The sequence below is a fragment of the Flavobacterium pectinovorum genome, from assembly GCF_900142715.1.
Classification (GTDB): Bacteria; Bacteroidota; Bacteroidia; order Flavobacteriales; family Flavobacteriaceae; genus Flavobacterium; species Flavobacterium pectinovorum.
On sequence record NZ_FRBX01000001.1, the window covers coordinates 190,447 to 209,434 of the forward strand.

Annotated in this window: 16 protein-coding genes; 3 read left to right on the plus strand and 13 right to left on the minus strand. The window is 33.1% G+C overall.

Features of this window, described 5'->3' with window-relative positions; translation table 11 throughout:
- Positions 1 to 6 precede the first annotated feature (6 nt).
- The 12 genes from BUE22_RS00610 to BUE22_RS00665 all read right to left on the minus strand — a co-directional run bounded on the left by BUE22_RS00610 (position 7) and on the right by BUE22_RS00665 (position 12,492).
- A complete protein-coding gene (locus BUE22_RS00610; protein WP_073392944.1) occupies positions 7 to 2,457 on the minus strand; it encodes a DNA translocase FtsK in 2,451 nt (816 codons plus the stop codon).
- 18 nt (positions 2,458 to 2,475) lie between these two features.
- The gene (locus BUE22_RS00615; protein WP_042566607.1) at positions 2,476 to 2,850 is read right to left on the minus strand and encodes a diacylglycerol kinase family protein; all 375 of its coding nucleotides are present in this window, start codon (positions 2,848 to 2,850) and stop codon (positions 2,476 to 2,478) included.
- 10 nt (positions 2,851 to 2,860) lie between these two features.
- Complete coding sequence (gene tpx / locus BUE22_RS00620; protein ID WP_042566606.1) at positions 2,861 to 3,358, minus strand: thiol peroxidase; 498 nt, start codon at positions 3,356 to 3,358, stop codon at positions 2,861 to 2,863.
- 557 nt (positions 3,359 to 3,915) lie between these two features.
- On the minus strand, positions 3,916 to 4,173 hold the full coding sequence (locus BUE22_RS00625; RefSeq protein ID WP_042566605.1) for a DUF6952 family protein: 258 nt from the start codon (positions 4,171 to 4,173) through the stop codon (positions 3,916 to 3,918).
- Between the two features lie 104 nt (positions 4,174 to 4,277).
- Positions 4,278 to 4,586, minus strand: a complete 309-nt coding sequence (locus tag BUE22_RS00630) for a thioredoxin family protein (RefSeq protein ID WP_007805605.1) — start codon at positions 4,584 to 4,586, stop codon at positions 4,278 to 4,280.
- A gap of 171 nt (positions 4,587 to 4,757) precedes the next feature.
- A complete protein-coding gene (locus BUE22_RS00635) occupies positions 4,758 to 5,396 on the minus strand; it encodes a peroxiredoxin (protein ID WP_065450690.1) in 639 nt (212 codons plus the stop codon).
- Positions 5,397 to 5,531: 135 nt separating this feature from the next.
- Positions 5,532 to 7,145 (minus strand): glycoside hydrolase family 3 protein, encoded by a 1,614-nt coding sequence (locus BUE22_RS00640; RefSeq protein WP_073392946.1) that lies wholly within the window; start codon positions 7,143 to 7,145, stop codon positions 5,532 to 5,534.
- Between the two features lie 2 nt (positions 7,146 to 7,147).
- Positions 7,148 to 7,597, minus strand: a complete 450-nt coding sequence (locus tag BUE22_RS00645; RefSeq protein ID WP_073392950.1) for a GNAT family N-acetyltransferase — start codon at positions 7,595 to 7,597, stop codon at positions 7,148 to 7,150.
- Positions 7,598 to 7,624: 27 nt separating this feature from the next.
- Positions 7,625 to 7,972: a tetratricopeptide repeat protein gene (locus BUE22_RS00650; RefSeq protein ID WP_073392953.1), complete on the minus strand. Its 348-nt coding sequence runs from the start codon at positions 7,970 to 7,972 to the stop codon at positions 7,625 to 7,627.
- Between the two features lie 21 nt (positions 7,973 to 7,993).
- Positions 7,994 to 9,262, minus strand: a complete 1,269-nt coding sequence (locus BUE22_RS00655; protein WP_073392956.1) for an MFS transporter — start codon at positions 9,260 to 9,262, stop codon at positions 7,994 to 7,996.
- The gene (locus BUE22_RS00660) at positions 9,249 to 10,820 is read right to left on the minus strand and encodes a glycoside hydrolase family 10-like protein (protein WP_073392959.1); all 1,572 of its coding nucleotides are present in this window, start codon (positions 10,818 to 10,820) and stop codon (positions 9,249 to 9,251) included. The genes BUE22_RS00655 and BUE22_RS00660 overlap by 14 nt, the downstream gene beginning before the upstream one ends.
- A 463-nt stretch (positions 10,821 to 11,283) precedes the next feature.
- Positions 11,284 to 12,492 (minus strand): anhydro-N-acetylmuramic acid kinase, encoded by a 1,209-nt coding sequence (locus BUE22_RS00665; protein WP_073392961.1) that lies wholly within the window; start codon positions 12,490 to 12,492, stop codon positions 11,284 to 11,286.
- 247 nt (positions 12,493 to 12,739) lie between these two features.
- Between BUE22_RS00665 and BUE22_RS00670 the strand changes: the two genes are divergently transcribed.
- The 3 genes from BUE22_RS00670 (at position 12,740) to BUE22_RS00680 (ending at position 18,318) form a co-directional block, all read left to right on the plus strand.
- Positions 12,740 to 13,951, plus strand: a complete 1,212-nt coding sequence (locus BUE22_RS00670) for an alpha/beta hydrolase-fold protein (protein WP_084540187.1) — start codon at positions 12,740 to 12,742, stop codon at positions 13,949 to 13,951.
- Positions 13,952 to 14,216: 265 nt separating this feature from the next.
- On the plus strand, positions 14,217 to 16,400 hold the full coding sequence (locus BUE22_RS00675; RefSeq protein WP_073392965.1) for an ATP-dependent nuclease: 2,184 nt from the start codon (positions 14,217 to 14,219) through the stop codon (positions 16,398 to 16,400).
- Between the two features lie 10 nt (positions 16,401 to 16,410).
- Positions 16,411 to 18,318, plus strand: a complete 1,908-nt coding sequence (locus BUE22_RS00680) for a UvrD-helicase domain-containing protein (protein WP_073392966.1) — start codon at positions 16,411 to 16,413, stop codon at positions 18,316 to 18,318.
- A gap of 156 nt (positions 18,319 to 18,474) precedes the next feature.
- Here BUE22_RS00680 and BUE22_RS00685 read toward each other — a convergent pair whose 3' ends face one another.
- Complete coding sequence (locus tag BUE22_RS00685) at positions 18,475 to 18,708, minus strand: hypothetical protein (RefSeq protein ID WP_073392970.1); 234 nt, start codon at positions 18,706 to 18,708, stop codon at positions 18,475 to 18,477.
- Positions 18,709 to 18,988 lie beyond the last annotated feature (280 nt).

An 18,988-nucleotide genomic window follows, 5' to 3' on the forward strand; every position in this document is an offset into this window, starting at 1 on the left:
ATAGAATTAATTTTGTTCATTGTTAAAAAATTGATCAAGAGCACTTAAATCTAAGATGTTCACACTACGTGCTTTACTGCCTTCAAACGGACCAACAATACCGGCTGCCTCCAGTTGATCGATCAAACGACCTGCTCTGTTGTATCCTAATTTTAATTTTCTTTGCAATAAAGATGCTGAACCTTGTTGTGCATTGACAATAATTTCAGCGGCTTCTCTAAATAAAGTATCTCTTTCGGAAATATCTATATCAAGATTAATGCCATTTTCTTCTCCAACAAACTCCGGAAGCAAATATGCTGTGGCATATGCTTTTTGTGAACCAATAAAATCTGTAATTTTTTCAACCTCAGGTGTATCAATGAAAGCACACTGAACACGGGTTACATCATTTCCATTTGTATATAATAAATCTCCGCGACCAATTAACTGATCGGCTCCCTGAGTATCCAAAATAGTTCTTGAATCAATTTTTGAAGTAACTCTAAAAGCAATTCTCGCGGGAAAATTCGCTTTAATCAAACCTGTAATTACGTTTACCGAAGGTCTTTGTGTTGCGATAATCAAGTGAATACCAATAGCACGGGCTAACTGAGCCAAACGCGCAATCGGAATTTCGACTTCTTTGCCGGCTGTCATAATCAAATCGGCAAACTCATCGACAACTAAAACAATGTAAGGTAAAAATCGGTGTCCAGCTTCGGGATTTAATTTTCTCGATTTGAATTTTTCGTTGTATTCTTTAATATTACGCACCATTGCATCTTTCAACAATGAATAACGATTGTCCATTTCAACGCAAAGTGAATTTAACGTGTTCACTACTTTTGCATTGTCTGTAATAATCGCATCTCCTGCATCAGGAAGTTTGGCTAAATAATGTCTTTCAATTTTATTGAAAAGCGTAAGTTCTACTTTTTTCGGATCGACCAAAACGAATTTTACTTCTGCCGGATGTTTTTTATATAAAAGCGAAGTTAAGACTGCATTTAATCCAACCGATTTTCCTTGTCCGGTAGCACCCGCCATTAATAGGTGGGGCATTTTGGCTAAATCGACAACAAAAGTTTCGTTTGAAATAGTTTTTCCTAAGGCAATTGGCAGCTCCATTTCAGCTTCCTGAAACTTTGCAGATCCAATAACGCTTTTCATAGAAACCATAGTAGGATTCTTGTTTGGAACCTCAATACCAATTGTTCCTTTTCCTGGAATCGGCGCAATAATACGAATTCCTAATGCCGAAAGTGACAAAGCAATATCATCTTCTAAACTCTTAATTTTAGAAATCCTGATTCCTGCTTCCGGTACAATTTCGTATAAAGTTACCGATGGACCAACGGTAGCTTTAATCTGTGCAATTTCAATTTTGTAGTTACGAAGTGTATCTACAATTTTGTTTTTATTTTCTTCTAATTCTTCCTGATTAATTGTGATCCCGCCTGTCGAATATTCTTTTAATAGATCGATGGTTGGGAATTTATAATTTGATAAATCCAAAGTTGGGTCAAATAAACCAAAATCAGCAACCAAGCGAGAAGCCAGATTTTCTTCGATAATATCTTCCTCTTCCGGTTTTTCGATAACTAATTCGTCGTTGTGAACAGGAGTTTCCGTTACCGGATTTATATTCATCTGAACTGGTTTTAAAACCGGATTTAAATCAATTTCAGATGAATTTGTAATAGTTGGTTTTAAAGCCTCTTTGTTGATTTCGAATTGAGTATCTTCCGTTTTTAAATGAATATTATCTAATTCAGGATCTTCTTCCTCAATAGCAAATTCTTCTAAATTATACGCGCTTTCAGGTTGTGGCTGGGTATTCAAAGAGCTTAATTCTGTTTTTAATTCTTTTTTAGTTGAATCAAAATACGATTGAATTTTCTCTGGAGATAATTTTATTTTGAAAATCAGATACACGATTAATCCAAAAAGCAAGGCCAGTAAAGTCCCTGTTTTTCCGATGTAATCCTGTGAAAATAAGTTTAATTCATAGCCAATTGTTCCGCCCAATTCTGGTGCAGAAGTAGCAAAGAATCCAAATAATATGGATACAATAATAATAGCAAATAAATCCCAAAACCAGATATTTTTTAGCTTTCTGAGCGATAACTCCAAAGCCAGAAACATTCCGGTAAGGAAAAACAATCGCACAAGTATAAAAGATGCGATTCCAAAACCTCTGTATACAATCAAATCGGCAAGATAAGCGCCAAATTTCCCTAGCCAGTTTTGTACAACTTCAGATCGATCATCAAGCTGGCTAACAGCGCTTTGATCTAATTGCCATTGTCCGTTGACATAAAAAGAAATAAATGCAACTAATAATGCAATAGAAAATAATATCAAAAGACAGCCCATAACAAAACGTTGTTGTTTGTTAGGTCTCCAAGATTTTAAACTCTCAGCTTTTGGTTCGGTTTTTTTATTTACAGTATCTTTTTTGGTTGTTTTTGCCATTCTTGCGTTTAGTATTGCCTATATAAATTTGGGTATATAAATAATCAAGCCTATTGCTATTGCTGTCATTGCGGCAAAAAATACCGCTCCTGCAGCAATATCTTTAATAAATCCGATTCTTTTGCTGTAATCAGGATGAATAAAGTCGGCAATTTTTTCTACAGCCGTATTCAATCCCTCAATGCTCATTACTAAACCGATGGCTAATACCTGGAAAAGCCATTCGGTTTGTGAAATATTAAAATAGAACCCCGCAATGGTCATAATAATTCCCAAAGAGAATTGAACCATGATGCTATGTTCTGTTTTTATAAGTTTAACAGCTCCGTTAAAAGCATAAGTCATGCTTTTTAATCGACCTGTTACAAAGGTATTATCTTTTTCAAATGCCATTATCTGGATATTATAGTGCTGCTAAAGCTGCTTCGTAATTTGGTTCGTTTGCAATTTCAGCAACTTGTTCTGTATGAAGAACTTTTCCGTCAGCATCAACCACAATGATTGCTCTTGAGTGTAAACCGGCTAAAGGTCCATCAAGGATTTCTAAACCATTTGTTTTACCAAAAGAACCTTCTTTAAAATCAGATAAGTTTACAACATTCTCTAATCCTTCAGCACCACAAAAACGTTTTTGAGCAAATGGTAAATCTCTCGAAATACACAAAACAGTAGTGTTTTCTAAATTGCTTGCACTTTCGTTGAATTTTCTAACAGAAGTCGCACAAGTTCCCGTATCGATACTTGGAAAAATATTTAAAACTAATTTTTTACCAGCAAAATTGCTTAATGAAGCTACTGATAAATCATTTTGTACTAATTTGAAATCAGCAAGTTGTGAACCTACTTTTGGTAATTCTCCTGATGTATGAACTGGATTTCCTCCTAATGTTATTGAAGCCATGGTGATTTTTTTTAATGAGGTTCAAAAGTAAGGATTAATATTTGAATCTAAAAGTATTTGTTAGGCGTTGTCATCACAATTAAGCTAGTTATAAGATAACGAATAATTTGTGAATTTATGTTGTGAATGTTCTGATTTTGTCTTTGTGGTTTTGTGTCGATATGGAACGCGGATGACGCTGATTCGCTTTGCGAAAACACAGATTAACGCAGATTTTTTTTGTCTTTGCGAGGAACGAAGCAATCTCACTTAGTAAATCCTCAAAGTTTGCTTTTGTTAGTGCGGTTGCTTCGTTCATCGCAATGACTTTGCTGGCGTAGACTTTTGTTTATTTTTTAAACTGAAAACGGCTGCTCCGCGAGAGGGATAGGAGCAATCCGCCGCGGCGGAGCGGATAGCCCGACAGCATTAGGGAAAGGGGCGAATAATGCTATGCTAGATTAGCCCCTTTTTCTAATGTTGTCTCGCCCAAATAATTAGGCATAAAAAAAAGCGCTCTCTTGTTTAGAAAACGCTTCTTTAGTCATGTTTTTTTATTTTTCAGGAAAGAGGCCAGTTTATTTATCGATCGAACCTAAAACACGTTTCATGAACGCATTTAAAGCTTCTTTTTTGTCAGTGCCCTGAGATACCATTTTGTGTACTTCAAGTGCGCCATACATATTTGAAATCAATTCGCCAATTACATCCAATTCTTCATCTTTTAAAGATGGAATCTCAGTCATAGCTTCTAAAACTTCAATAGTTTCGATGATATAATCCTGATCGTTTTCTTCGATAAATTGCGTTAATTGCTTTATTACAGGTAATTTCATATTTCTGGATTTCTTAGATTTTTAGATATTAGACTTCTTAGACTTTCTTTAATTTAGGACAACATCTAAGAAGTCTAAAATCTAAGTTAGTCTAACTAATCTCATTATGCAATTGCGTTTACCAAGTCGATTAAAACTTCTTGTTTGTTGGTTTGAGTTTCTCCAACTAATTGTCCGTTTACGAAAGTTGCGAATGTTGGCAAGTTGCTTACATTGGCTAATTTTCTTGATTCCGGAGAATTTTCTGCATCAACCAAAACAAAAGTGATAGCTTCATTTTCTGTCGCTAATTTTTTGAATTTTGGTTTCATAATACGGCAATTTCCACACCATGAAGCTGAATATTGTACTACTACTTTTTCGTTTTTAGCAACTAAATCTGCTAACGTATCTTCGTTTAAGTCGATTAACATACCTTATTTATTTAAATTCCAAGTTTATAAATTCCAAATTCCAAATCATGCGATTGAACTTAGAAATGTTATACCTGAAATGTTATTGATTTTTGAATTGAATTTTCCAGTTTTTAAACTCCAAATTCCAATTGGAATTTGGAATTTAAAAATTTGGAATTTTATTTTTTCTTAGTTAGCACTAAGGTATTCAGCAGTACTGATTCTGTCAGCAGACATAGCTTCTTTACCAGCTTCCCAGTTTGCAGGACAAACTTCTCCTTTTTCCTGGATATGAGTATAAGCATCAACCATTCTTAAGTATTCGTTTACGTTACGTCCTAATGGCATATCGTTAACACTTTCGTGGAAGATTTTTCCAGTTTCGTCAATAAGGTAAGTAGCTCTGTAAGTTACGTTTGAACCTTCGATGATAACTGAATCCGTTTCTTCGCTGTATTCTGTAGAATCAATATCTAAAATTCCTAAAATGTTAGATAAGTTACGGTTTGTATCAGCAAGGATTGGGTAAGTAACACCTTCGATTCCTCCGTTGTTTTTTGGAGTGTTTAACCACGCAAAGTGTACTTCGTTTGTGTCGCAAGAAGCTCCGATTACGATAGTATTTCTTTTTTCAAATTCTGGTAATGCAGCTTGAAAGGCGTGTAATTCAGTTGGACATACAAAAGTGAAATCTTTTGGGTACCAAAACAATAATACTTTTTTGTTGTTGTTTACTGCTTCTTCAAAAATGTTGATTTTTAAATTATCACCCATTTCTGAGATAGCATCTACTGCAATACTTGGGAATTTTTTTCCTACTAAAGACATATTTTTCGTTTTAATGTTAAATATTTATTTAGTGCAAAAGTAGGGTATAAGTAAAGGTATTTACAATAAGATGTAATTATTAATATTTATTAAGTAATAAATTTTAGTTATGGTGATGATTGATAAAGTTGTAAGTTATTGAATGTCAATATTTACGGGTAAGCTTCCCGAATAATTTTTATTTTCAAGAAGATAAATTCCTGCAACTTTTTGAAACTCATCAAAATCCTGATACGCCTCAATTAACCCAGAAGCCTTAGAAAGATTCGGAATTAAAGGCAAAACATACGGATTTCCGAAAACGTAAACAATACATTTTTTAGTTTGAAGCAATTCTGAAAGTAAAACGAATACTTCATTATTGACTTCAAAATTATTCAAAGGTTTTGCCTTTGGAACAAATAAGGAAATAATAATAGTTTCGAAATTTTCTAGTTCTTTTTTGATGGATGAAATATCTGAAATTTCCAGATTTTCAAAAGCAAATTCAGGCGAAGGTAATTTTGAATTTAAGGTTTTGAAGAATGTGTTCTCCACATTTTTGTACAAACTCAATTTGGCTAATTGATTGTTTTTTTGAGATTCGAAAACCAAGTCAGAAACGGAATTACCGATAACTTTTGTAATACAGTTTTCGGCAATTTCAAGATTTAATTGAGAAGCTTTTTCGAAATTTAATTCGCCGGTTGCAGCAAAAGAATCATTTAAAAGCCCCACTTTTTCTTTCGCTTTCAGGATTCTGTTGAAACTTTCTTCGATTCTGTCCGGCGAAGCATTTTTAAGAATGGTTTCAATTCCTTCGGGAACATTTTCGGCGAAGCATAAAATATCATTTCCGGCGTTGAAAGCTTCCCATTCCAATTCGCCTTTTGTTTCATACAATTTAGAAACGCTGTGCATGTTTAAGGCATCAGAAATTACTAAACCATCATAACCTAATTTCTCGCGTAAAAGCGTTTCGATAATAGGTTTTGATAAAGTTGCCGATGTGTTTTTTCCGTCATTCAAACTCGGAACCGCCAAATGCCCAATCATAATCGAGTCGACATTATTTCCGATTCCTTTAATAAATGGATATAATTCGTTTTCTAATAATTCTTCCAAAGTTTCATTTAAAACCGGTAATCCCAAATGCGAATCGACATTGGTATTTCCGTGTCCGGGAAAGTGTTTCAAACAGCCTAAAATGCCAACTTCAGACATTCCTTTTAAATATTCGACAGCAAAATCAGCGACTTTCTTTTTGTTTTCACCAAAAGAACGATAACCAATAACAGGATTATTTGGGTTATTGTTGATGTCTGCCAAAGGCGATAAATTGTAATGAATTCCGGCAGTTTTTAAGTCCAGACCAATTTGTTTTCCAACCTCGTAAACCAAATTAGCTTTAGTTGAAGGCAAAGCGCCAAGTGTAATGGCGTACGGATATTGCGGTGTTTTTTCGATACGCATCGCCAAACCCCATTCGGCATCAATACTAATTAAAAGTGGGGTACAAGCCGCTTTTTGGTAGCGAACAATTAAGTCTTTTATTTTTTGATAACTATCGTCATTAAAAACAACTTTTTTCTTGCTTTCATAATTTGTTGCAGCACTCGCCCGACTGTGAAAAAAAGTCAATCCGCCAATGTTGTGTTCTTTGATCAAACGTTCGGTTTCCTGAATATTTTCTTCGGTATCGTTTATAAAAACAGCAGGGAAAAAGAATTGTCCCACTTTTTGTTTTAATGCTTCGGCTGTCATTTTCATTATTATAAAGTCTTTTTCATGCAAACACTATTCTCCATTTTTTCATAAGGAGGATAATTCGGAATTATACTGTAACCTGATTTTTGGTATAAAGCAATCGCTTCGGGTTGTTTTTTTCCGGTTTCTAAAACTGTGTAAGGATATTTAATTTCTGCAGCCCAGCGTTCTAATTCGGTTAAAACCTGAGAGGCAATTCCTTTTTTTCGATGATCCGGATGCACGTACATGCGTTTTATTTCCACCGAATTGCTTTCTTTTTCTCTAAAAGCGCCACAACCTACGGCAATGTCATTTTCATAAAAAACAACCACATGTTTTATTTTATCAATTTTATTAAACTGATTATAAAAACTGTGATCTTCTCCGTCTCTAATGGCTAAATCTTTGTCTAATAAAGCAACAAGATTTACAAAATCAAGATCGTCAGAATTGGTTCTTTTCAAAGTAATCATGATAAAACTACTGTAAAATTATTGATATTAAAGCTTACTTTTCTTTTGTTTAGCCAATTTAGCAAGCTGTGCTTTAGTGTGTAAGGCTTTTTCCAGTCGGTTTTTAAAACGGAAAAGTTTTGGCAAACCTTCAAGGCGATCTTCAAGTGTGATTTCTTCAAAAACAACAATTGCTTTTTCTAAAACCCGAATTTCGTTGTCGATATCGTTTTGGTTTTTGTAGATCGTAGCCAATCTATCGTAAGGATGGTTTCCTTTAAAGCTTTCCGCGACATTTTCTTCATATACTTCAATTGCTTTTTCAAAATTTCCTTCCTTTTCGAACTCAGCGCCTTTTAGGTTGCGTTCGTTTTGCAAATTTTCATTGATTTCCATAAGTAAGAGTTTGATTTGGGGTTAAACTTCTTCTGATTTTTTCCCAAAATCTTTCGGGAAAATTAAAAAACGGGACAAAATCAATCCCGGAATTGTCGCCAGCAGAACCCATATAAAAAAGTGCTGATAGCCTAAATATTGTTGTATATAACCGCTTAACATTCCCGGTATCATCATTCCTAAAGCCATAAATCCGGTTGCAAGAGCATAATGTGCTGTTTTTGATTCTCCTTCGGCAACATGTATTAAAAACATCATAAAACCTGTAAATCCAAAACCGTAACCAAATTGTTCTAAAATAACAACGGCATAAATATAATAAATAGAAGAAGGGTGAAAAAATGCCAGCAAAATAAATCCGATAATAGGAAGGTGCATCGCTAAAAACATCGGAAACATCCATTTGGTAAGTCCTTGTTTGGAAATAGCAATTCCGCCCAGAATTCCGCCCAGAGTTAAAGCGCCAACACCAAAAGTTCCGTAAATTATTCCAACAGCTTCTGTGTCTAAAGCCATTCCGCCAAGATTTTTTCCATCTAATAAAAATGGACTTAGCATTTTAAGCAATTGCGATTCTCCTAAACGAAACAATAAAACAAAAGCCAATACCAATCCGATTTGTTTTTTCTTAAAGAAACTCACAAAGATAGTGGTGAAGTTTTGGTGGTGATCTTTATTGTTTTCAACCGAATTAATTTCATTTCTTGGTGTAAAAACAAAATTGTAAACGGTAATTACAGTCATTAATAAACCAACCGCAATCATCGTATACGACCAAGCTTTTGTGTTATCTCCATATTTATGTTCTAAATATCCGGCAAACAAAACGATTAATCCGTTTCCGGCTAAAAGAGAAAGTCGGTAAAAAGTACTTCTGATTCCCAGGAAAAAAGATTGCTGTTCTTTGGGTAATACCAATAAATAAAAGCCGTCGCTGGCAATATCATTAGAGGCAGAAGCAAAAGCAGCAACCCAAAATATAGCCAAAGTCATAATGAAAAATCCATTGGATGGTACCGTAAAACCGACTAATAAAAACGCAATCGAAATAAGCAATTGCATCGATAAAAACCATTTTCTTTTGGTTCCGTTCAATTCAATAAACGGACTCCAAAGTGGTTTTATAACCCATGGAAGATATAATAAACTGGTGTAAACCCCAATGTCTTCATTAGAGATTCCGAGATTTTTGTACATGATAACCGAAACGGAAATGATGACGGCGTAAGGCAATCCAGACGCAAAATTTAAAAGCGGAATCCAAAACCACGGAGATTTATCTGTTTTCATTCGGTTGTGCAGGTGTATAGATTTTAAATGTCTTTTTTGTGTCGATAGTAGTTGGGGTACTTTCGTTCGCAAAATAATCAATAAAAGTTACAGCGCAAGCTTTATACTGATTCATTTTTTCTGCAGGGATAAAAAATGAGATCGTACCGTCGATTTCATGCACCATAATTTTGTCAATTATTTGTGTGGCATCATTAGTATTGATTCTCGAAATATGATCTGCACCATAAACCACCATATAACGAACTTTCGTATTTAGCGGCGATTTGATGTTGAAATAATATTTAAGACTGTCTTTTGAAAATTCATTTACCGTTGGAATATCAATTACAATTCGTTTTAAATTAGGAACTGCCGGCGGAAGCGCAGGATATTTATATTGATTTTCTTCTAAAAGACGAACGACATCAAAGTTTTTGGTCATGAACCATTTTGAACTAAAATAAGCGCTTCCGCCCACTTTTTTGAAACTTCTGGCGTAATCAATCTGCGTTGGAATTTCGCTTACATAATTCCAGCTTTTGTCGCCATCGCCTCGAATTTTGTATGAAGCGTGACCAATATAAAGAGCCGTATTATTCGAATTTTCAGACCACCATTTTACCAGTTTTGAGTAAGAAGCACGCGGATTATTCATGCTCCAATACAATTGCGGCATAATATAATCGATCCATTTTTGGTCCATCCATAAAATTGGATCTGCGTATAAATCATCGTAATTTGAAGTCGATTGCGTCTCTGAACCTTTTGGATCCATCGATTTGTTTCGCCAAACCCCAAACGGACTAATTCCGAATTGAACCCACGGTTTACTCGTTTTTATAGTCGTAGAAATCGTGTGCACAAAATTGCTCACATTCGCACGACGCCAATCGGCAAGAGTTAAACCAGAACCGTATTTTTTGAAAGAAGCCGTATCGTTAAAAACTTTTCCGGGAACGGCATATGGGTAAAAATAATCATCAAAATGAATCGCATCGATATCGTATTTATCAACGACTTCTTTTACAACTTTGGTTAAATGCGTCTGAACTTCAGGCAAAGCCGGATCGTAATATAATTTTCCGCCATATTCGATCATCCATTCCGGATGTTTAAAAATGTCGTGTGTTGGACTCAAAAGACCTTTGTTTAAATCGAAAGTCGCACGATACGGATTCATCCACGCATGAAATTCAAAACCTCTCGAATGCGCCTGCTCAATCATCCACGCCAATGCATCGTAATACGGAGCCGGAGCCTGACCTTCTTTTCCCGTTAAAAAACGTGACCAGGGCGCTAGTTCCGAAGGATAAAAAGCATCACCAACACTACGAATCTGAACGATTACAGCGTTGTAATTTAGTTTTTTGTAAGCATCTAAAATCTCGATAAAATCTGCTTTTTCTTTTTCTACGTTGTCAACGGCGGTTTTTGGCCAGTCGATGTTGACAACCGTTGCAATCCAGACACCTCTAAATTCATTTTTGGGATGCGTCACTTTTTCCTGTGAAACGGCATTCCATCCAAGGGTTAATAAAAATAGGAGAGAGTATATTAGGTGCTGATTTTTATGCATTTCAATCTTTTTTAAACAGAAATCAAAAATAGTTTTTTTAGCGGACTATAATAAATAATTAAGAAATTATAATTTGTATGCTATTTGTTTGATTTTCATGTATTTGTTTTTGAATAAATTTACGATAAATATTAATAATGTATTGTGTGTCGTTTTTTTTGCCACGAAGGCACAAAGGCACAAAGCTTTTTATAAAAAAAATCTGCTAAATCTGCCCAATCTGTGTGAGAAAATTTTAAGCCACAGATTATAATATTTCGCACAGATTATTTTAATTTGAATTTCACGCAGATTTTGCAGATTTAAGCAGATCTAATTTTAGATTTTTATAAATTAATCTGCGCGCATCTGCTTAAATCTTTTTAAATCTTTTTAAATCTGCGTGAAAAAATAATTCGCGAAAATTTGTGCAATCTGTGGCAAAAAAAACTTTGTGCCTTAGCGTCTTCGTGGCAAACTCTTTTTAATCGGGAAAAGAAATTTTACCCATACTAACAGACGGAATTCCTTTTTTTGTTCCGAAATTAAAATCGCCGCCCACAACCGTTTCATTGGCTAAAAGCGCAAATAAAACTGCTTCTTTAGCATCGCTTAAAATCCCTAAATCATCGCTTTTATAAAATTCGCAAGGCAATAATTCCTTCAGCCATTTTACCAATAACGGATTGTTTGCACCGCCTCCCGACATATAAATCTTGAAACTTTCAAGTTCATACGAAGTGTTTTTTGCTGCAAACTGAATCGCTTCGGCAATTGTTTCTGCGCTGAGCCTCGTTAAAGTGGCAAGCAAATCTGGTGCCGAAATATTTTGAAGATTTGTTTTTACCAATGCATTTTCTACAAAACCTTTATTGAATAATTCCTGACCAATTGTTTTTGGAAAACTTTTCGTGAAGAAAGCATTGCTTTTTAATTCCGTCAAAAGAGTTTGATTTACCGTTCCCGTCTGGGCAATTTCGGCATCTTTGTCGTAACTTTTTTCAGGGAAATAATTTTTCGTAAAAATGTCGATTAACGTATTTGCGGTTCCGGTATCGGTTACAAAAACTTCCTCGGCGTTTTGAGAAGCAGGTAAATACGTAAAATTCGCAATTCCGCCCATGTTAAGCATAATACGGTTTTCGCCTTTTTTGCTAAACAATAAATAATCGCCATAAACAGCCAAAGGTGCGCCTTCGCCACCTGCAGCAACGTGTTTTTGCCTGAAATCAGATAAAGTAATAATTCCTGTTTTTACGGCAATATGATCGCCGTCGCCAATTTGTAAAGTTGCATTGGGAAATTTTTCCTGCTGATGCAAAAACTTCGGAGCGTGCAAAACCGTTTGTCCGTGCGAGGCAATTAAGTCGACTTCGTGCGCAGGAATATTCCATTTTTCGAGACAATCGTTGACCAAACTGGCATGCAAAATCCCAATCCATTCGTTTAATAAAGCCAAATGCTGAAAATCAATGGTTTTTTGTGCGAACACTTTACTGATTTCGGTTTTAATTTCTTCGGAATAACTGATGGTTTCGAATTCCAGAATTTTGACAACCGTATTTTCGCCCGCACCAGAAATGGCACAAAGCGCAATATCAAGTCCGTCGAGCGAAGTTCCGGACATTAAACCGATTATTTTTCGGGTCTCTTTTTGAGCAATTTCGTAAAGAGATCTTATATTTTTATTCATTAAAATGAAGTTTTAGAAAAGCAGTTTTATTTGATAACGCTAAAATCAGATTTATTTGCATATAAATATAGTGAAAAAGGAATTTTTTATTTCTAAAATTCACTAATTCGGAAAAAGTAACTCAATTCTATAAAGGTTAAAAAATGCAGAAAAAGTTTGATGATTAATTGGTTAAGTTTGCCCGGAAATTCATCAGAATTGTTTTGTTGAATTCAAATCATCAATCAAACATTTAATCTTAAAAACTATGAAAACATTTTTTTATTCTGTTGCCTTATTCATGCTGTCTTTTTGCATGCAGGCACAGGAAAACAGTCCATTTACAACAGGATTTGAAGAAACCATTTCTTCAAAAATATTAGGACAGCAAGGCAAAGTCTGGATCCATATTCCGAATAGTAACGGAGGAAATAAAATTAAAGACAGAGGTAATTATCCTGTCATTTATTTGTTAGACGGAAGCGAAAATTTCAATACCGTTGTGAGCATTACAGAACACATGGCAGAGTCGAACCTTTGTCCGCCAATGATTGTGGTTGGAATCCTGCACCAAAACCGATTGGTTGATTTAACAACCGGTAGAGATAAAGAATTGCCAGATGTTGTGGGCGGCGGCGAGAAATTTATGTCGTATGTCGAGAAAGAATTGATTCCGTATATCGATGCTAATTATCCAACAACATCGTATAAAACTTTTATTGGTCATTCGCTTGGAGGATTGACGGTTATGAATACTTTTTTGCATAATCCGACTTTATTTAATTCGTATGTTTCTCTTGATGCTTCGCTCTGGTGGGACAATCAGAAAGTGGTAAAAGAGGCCAAAACGATTTTGCCAACTCAAAATTATAAAGGAAAAACATTGTACATGGCAATGGCAAACCGTTTAGAAAGAGGCGTTGACACCTTAAGCGTTCAAAAAGATACAAGCGGAACTACGGGACTTATTCGCAGTAATTTAGCTTTTATTAAAGAGCAGTCTAAAAACAAAAAGAACCAATTGCGTTTTAAATACAAATTTTATGAAGATGACAATCATCCTTCAGTACGTTTGATTGGAGAATATGACGCGCTTCGATTTATTTTTGAATTCTACAAACTTAAAATTTATGACAGCGAATTAAAAAATCCTGATTTTAAATTAGATTCTTTATTGATAGCGCATTATAAAAATGTTTCTGAAAATATGGGTTATATCGTAAAACCGGGCGAAAGCCAGATTAACAATTTGGGTTACCAAATGATGGGCGCCAAACAATTAACCAAAGCCGAAACTTTATTTAAACTCAACACAACCAACTATCCTGAAAGTGCCAATTGTTATGATTCTCTTGGCGATTTATACCTTGAAAAAGGCGATAAAGCAAAAGCGATTGAAACTTTCAAAAAAGCGTTAACGTTACAAGCAATTCCGGAAACAAAAGAGAAATTAGAGAAGTTGTTGAAAGAGAAGAAATAAAAATTTTATTGAAAATATATTGGGAAAGCTCGACCGTTTTGGTTGGGCTTTTTTTTGTGGACAAAATCAGGTATTTGTACTTGGTTGTTTATTTTTATTTATTGCTACACTTGTTTAAAATAAGTTTAGCAGATTATGGTTTTCCGTAAAAGTATTGATTAAAGAATATCTAGATTAGCAAATAGAAACAGTAAATAATAAGATCAAAACATAAGTAATTGATTATATCTCCTTTATTTAAATTACTTAATAAAAACAAACAAACATGAATATAGATTGTGTTGATATCCAAAATTTTAGAAAATTAAAAAAGTGTAGAATTGATTTTTCTAAAGAAGAGACAATTTTAGTGGGACCAAACAATAGCGGTAAGACAACTGCAATGGATGCATTAATTAGATTTTTAAAGAAAAAGAAATTTTCCAGTAGAGATTTTACATTAACAAATTGGTTAGAAATAAATGAAATTGGGAATTTATGGATTAGTGAACCTGAATTATCGAAATTAGATTTCACAATAGAAAAATGGACCGATAATTTACCATCATTAGACATATGGTTTCATATAGAACAAAATGAGATTCATCATGTTATTAATCTAATACCTACCCTTGATTGGGATGGTGGCTTTTTAGGAGTTAGGTTGCGGTTTGAACCAAATTATATTGAGCAAGTATATGAAGAATTCATGTTCTCTTATTCTAATTCAAAATCAATTACTGGTGATGAGGAAAATGATTTTAAGCTATGGCCAAATGATCTATGGGATTTTTTAGATAAAAAAGGCAATTTAAATAAATTATTTTCTATAAAAACTTATTTATTGAATTCAGAATTAAAAGATTCAACTCAAGAACTTCTTAAAGATAATATACCTACAGAAACGGATATAGTAAGCGGACTTATAAAAGTTGATATTATAAATGCTCAAAGAGGTTTTTCAGACATAAATGCTGATGCAGACGATACCTCTAGCATTAAAAATTTATCAAGCCAATTAAGAGAATACTATGATAGGCATTTAAACCCTTCTGAAAATCCAACAACAGACGATCTGAAAGCTTTAAATGCAATACAACAAGCTAAACAGATTTTTGAAGATAATTTACAAGAGAGTTTCAAATCTTCTTTAGATGAATTGCAAATGCTTAATTATCCCGGATTTGGTAATCCGACAATTAATTTATCAAGTAAATTTAATACTGTGGACACTTTAAATCACGATTCTGCAGTTCAATATAATTTATGTACTGAAAATCCAAATCTTACTCTTCCTGAAAAATATAATGGTTTAGGTTATCAGAATTTAATATCTATGATTTTTAAATTAATTAGATTTCGAGATGAGTGGATGCAAGTGGGAAAGAATCATAACACTGGTACAGTAGTTAATAGTGGAGAATTTGAACCATTACATTTGGTTTTAATTGAAGAACCAGAAGCACATTTACATGCACAGGTTCAGCAAGTTTTTATAAAAGAGGCATATAAAGTACTTAGGAATCATAAAGACTTGAAAATTGGTAATTTTAAAACCCAATTATTAATTAGTACTCACTCCAATCACATTGCTCATGAAATAAATTTTACTTCATTACGATATTTCAAAAGAATCAAAGGAAATAGTGGATCAATAAATTTATCGGAAGTAGTAAATTTATCAGAGACTTTTGGGACAACTGATGACTCAACCAAATTTGCTATTAGATATTTAAAAGCTAATCATAGTGATTTATTCTTTGCTGATGCCGTAATTCTTGTGGAAGGACCAGTTGAAAGAATGCTAGTTCCTCATTTCATAAATAAAAATCATAAAAATCTAACATCATGTTATATATCTATATTAGAAATAGGAGGTAGCCATGCTCATACTTTAAAACCTCTTATTGAAAATTTAGGAATACTAACTCTAATAATTACTGACTTGGATTCTGTCGATCCATCTAGAAATAATGCAAAAACTCTACCTGAAAAAGCAAAAAAATATAAAACAGGTAATGATACTTTAAAAAAATGGTTTCCTATAAAAACTGAACTTGATGATTTATTTAAATTGAGTTCTACAGAAAAGGAACATACGATTTATCCAATTAAAGTCGCATACCAAATTCCATTGCAAATTAATAATGGAAAAATGGATGTTGAAGTATATCCATATACTTTTGAAGATTCATTAGTAATGGAAAATAAATTAATTTTTGAAAAAATATCAAAAGCGACTGGACTTTTAGCAAAAATGATTGATGCATCAAAAATAGAAGATATTAATGTCTCTGCTAAAAAAATGTATGAGGTAATTACTGAAAAAGGAGCAAAAAAAGCAGAATTTGCTTTAGAACTTTTATATTTTCAAGAACCAAACGACTTAATAACGCCAGAATATATAAAACAAGGATTAGATTGGCTTGAAACCAAATTAGTAGGTAAAAAAGATGGTTTAACAGTATAAAATAAAAAAAATGAGCGCAGAAAAATCTAATCATAACACTGATGATCATGTAGATACAGAGATATATAACTGTTTGAAACTTGAAAATCCTAAAAGCTTTTTTCTCTTTGCTGGTGCGGGATCAGGTAAAACAAGATCTCTTGTAAAAGTCTTAACCGATTTTAAAACTGAATATGGAAAACAATTGAGATTAAACAGAAAAAAGGTAGCAATTATCACATATACAAACGCGGCTTGTGACGAAATAATTCACAGATTAAAATATGACCCAATTTTTACTGTAACTACAATTCATAGTTATGCGTGGGAATTAATTAAGAACTTTAATCATGATATAAAATTATGGTTGAAAAATAATTTAGCTAATGAAATTTATAAGTTAGAAGAAGAACAAAGCAAAAGTAAAAATTTATTAAATAAAACATCAATAGATAGAACAAGGAAAATTGAGTCAAAAAACAAAAGACTTGATAATTTAAATAATATTCAACAATTTACATATAATCCTAATGGAGATAATATTTCTAAAGATTCATTAAATCATTCCGAAGTTATAAGTATTGCTGCTAATTTCATACAGAATAAACCATTAATGCAGGATTTATTAGTTTGTAAATTTCCAATAGTTTTAATTGATGAGAGTCAGGATACTAAAAAAGATCTTATAAATGCATTTTTTGAACTACAAAAAAATAAAAAGGAATCTTTCTCATTAGGTTTATTTGGTGATACTATGCAAAGAATATATGTCGATGGAAAAGAAAACCTTGAACTAGAATTGCCGAAAGATTGGATTAAACCAGTAAAAAAAATGAACCATCGATCTAATAAAAGAATAATTTCATTAATTAATAGTATTAGACAATCCGTTGATAAACAAAAACAAGAACCGAGAAATGAAAAGGAAGAAGGCTTCGTGAGACTTTTTATTTGTAAGAGAGGTCTAGATAAACAAAAAACTGAAGTTAATGTATCTCAAAGAATGTCTGAAATCACGGGTGATTTTTTATGGAATAATGACATAAATAATGCAAATATAAAAACACTGATTCTTGAACATCATATGGCTGCAAGAAGAATGGGATTTTTAGAATTTTTCGAGCCCTTATACAAAGAAGATAAATTATCAACAGGAGTACTCGATGGAACATTAGCAGGAGCTAATTTCTTCACAAAAATAATTTTACCTATAGTTAATGCAAATGAAGTAGGGGATAAATTTGCTATAGCTCGAATCGTCAAAAAATATTCCGCCTATCTAAATAAAAATGAAATTCTTAAAAATGCACAACAAATAGAAAATATAAGAAAAGCAAATATGGCTTTATTAGATTTATTGGTTTTGTGGGATGATAATGCAGATCCTCTTCTAATTGATGTAATTAAAAATGTATATAAAACGGAATTATTCCCCTTACCTGATAGCTTACTTACAATTGCTAAAAGAACAAAATCTGATTTACTCGAGGCCAATAAATTAGAAAATATTGAAGTTGAAGACGAAGTTAGTGATGATGTAATTGACGCATGGGATCTTGCTTTAGCTAATTCTTTTTCTCAAATAAAACATTATAATGATTATATATCTGAAGATTCTAAATTTGGAACTCATCAAGGTGTAAAAGGATTAGAATATGAGAGAGTAATGGTTATTTTAGATGATGAAGAATCGAAAGGTTTCTTGTTTAGTTATGATAAATTATTTGGTTCTAAAGATCTAAGTCCAACAGATAGAAAAAATATAGAAGAGGGAAAAGAAACCGCTAATGATAGAACAAGAAGACTTTTCTATGTAGCTTGTAGTAGAGCAAAAGAAAGTTTAGCAATCGTAGCTTACACCGACAATCCTGAAATAGTTTCAAAAAGCGCAATAGAATTTGGTTGGTTCAAAAAAGAAGAAATTGTAATCATACAATAGTAAATTTAAGGTTTAAAAATATAGTTATAAGTTATTTTTCGCAGTGAAATCTCCCGACTTCGTATCCGTTCCAATAATCAACAAAGAAATTAAATAAAAAAACCTCGATTTTTGAAAATCGAGGTTTTTCCATTTATATAAAATTCTAAAAAAAACTTATTCCAAATTCAAATAAGGATTTAAAACTTCGGCTAATTCATTCAGCCAAAAAAAGCTGTTTTCTAAATTGATTAGTTCGTTTTGAAGAGTTGGGTCTTGGCGCAGAATTCCTAAGGTAATTACATAATTTAGTTTCCTTATTGCTTTGGACATTTCTTCGGGATCTATGGTGTCGTTAAAAAAATGAATTAGCCTTTTTTCGGCTTCTTCTGAAAGGGTGTTCGTACTCATATTGTTGTAGTTTTAGAGATAAAAAACCCTTGTAAATTAGTGTTTCTAACGCCTACAACAGCGTCTACGGTCGTTTCCGATACCGCACACATAATACAAGGGCAAATCTTATTTCGCTCTTAATGTTGTAGTTTAAGAATTGTAAATGTAGTAAAAAACAACATTAAGTAAGAAAAATAATATAAATAAGATATGGTTTTTCAATTTGTAAGCTAATATAATAATACTTTTATGAATGAAATAGAAGTTTTTATGAAACCAAGTGCCCTAGCCCTGATAG